This is a genomic window from Pseudomonas sp. ACN8 (genome assembly GCF_002303925.1).
In the GTDB taxonomy this organism is placed as follows: Bacteria; Pseudomonadota; Gammaproteobacteria; order Pseudomonadales; family Pseudomonadaceae; genus Aquipseudomonas.
The window spans coordinates 1-1,315 of the sequence record NZ_MRCS01000116.1; the positions used below are offsets into that span (position 1 = coordinate 1).

The window sequence follows — 1,315 nt, forward strand, 5'->3', positions numbered from 1 at the left end:
AAAAAAGGTTCTTCACGGAATCCCGGGAAATACAGAAACAAGAACGCCGATTTGATTGATGATGTTCGTGCGAGCAAACACATCTAACAAACCGGCGTTCTTATGCGCGATATTAATACTTTCCTTCCTTTTTGGGAGGGCTTTTCTGTCGTCACCATCAAACCCGATGGCGACGCTCTACAGATCGATCTGACTCCTCACGCCACCCGGTTCCCATCCTGTGGCTGCTGCCAAAAGCCCTGTTCAACCACGCATGAGTATTGCCAGCGAACCGTTCGTGATTTGCCCATCCTCGGCCGTGCGGTGCGTCTCAGCGTGTTGCTCAGACGTGTTGGCTGCCGTGATTGCGGCAAACGTATGGAAGCCGTCAGTTGGCTGGATCGCTATGCCCGCATGACGCGCCGCCTGTCTGAGGCGGTCATTCAAGCCTGCGAGCGTCTGCCCACAAAACACGTGGCTCAACTGTTCGGGCTGCATTGGGGCAGCGTGCGGTTGCTGGAGCGTCGAGCCTTGCAAGCGGCCTTGAGTGTTTTGCCGAAGGCGCAGCCACGGCGCCTGGTGATGGACGAATTCGCGCTGTTCAAAGGTCATCGTTACGCCAGCGTCGTGCTGGACGCCGATACCCGGCGAGTGCTGTGGATTGGCGAAGGTCGCAGCCGTGCGGCGATCAGGCCATTCTTCGAAGAGCTAGGCCCAGAGGGTTGCGCGCGCATCGAAGCGGTGGCGATGGACATGAACACCGCTTTTGACCTGGAGGTTCGTCAGCACTGCCCAAAAGCGCGCGTGGTCTACGACCTCTTCCATGTGGTGGCCAAATATGGCCGAGAGGTGATTGATCGAGTCCGCGTCGATGAAGCTAATCGGCTACGTCATGACAAGCCTGCCCGAAAGGTCATCAAGCAAGCGCGATGGCTGTTGCTGCGCAACCCGCAGAACCTGAAAACGCCGGAGCAACAGGTGCGTTTGGAGGATCTGCTGGCGGCCAACCAAGCGTTGATGACGGTCTATTTGATGAAGGCTGAACTCAAAACGCTTTGGACACCGAGCACCGCCTGGGGCTGGCGATCAGCCTGGCAGCAATGGCTGCGCCATGCGCATGAAAGCGAAATACCGCCTCTGATCCAGTTTGCCAAACGACTGAAGGGTTACTGGCGGGGCATCGTCAGCCGGGTTCGCTGGCCGATGCATACGGGCCAGTTGGAAGGCATCAACAATCGAATAAAGGTCATCAAGCGGATGGCGTACGGTTACCGGGACAGCGAATTCTTTTTCATGAAGATCAAGAGCGTCTTTCCCGGTAATCCGTGAAGAACCA

The 1,315-nt window shown here is 56.8% G+C and carries 1 protein-coding gene; it reads left to right on the plus strand.

The features are described from left to right. Window positions 1-102: 102 nt before the first annotated feature. The gene (locus BSF44_RS29175; protein ID WP_095946428.1) at window positions 103-1,308 is read left to right on the plus strand and encodes an ISL3 family transposase; all 1,206 of its coding nucleotides are present in this window, start codon (window positions 103-105) and stop codon (window positions 1,306-1,308) included. The last annotated feature ends 7 nt before the right edge of the window (window positions 1,309-1,315 follow it).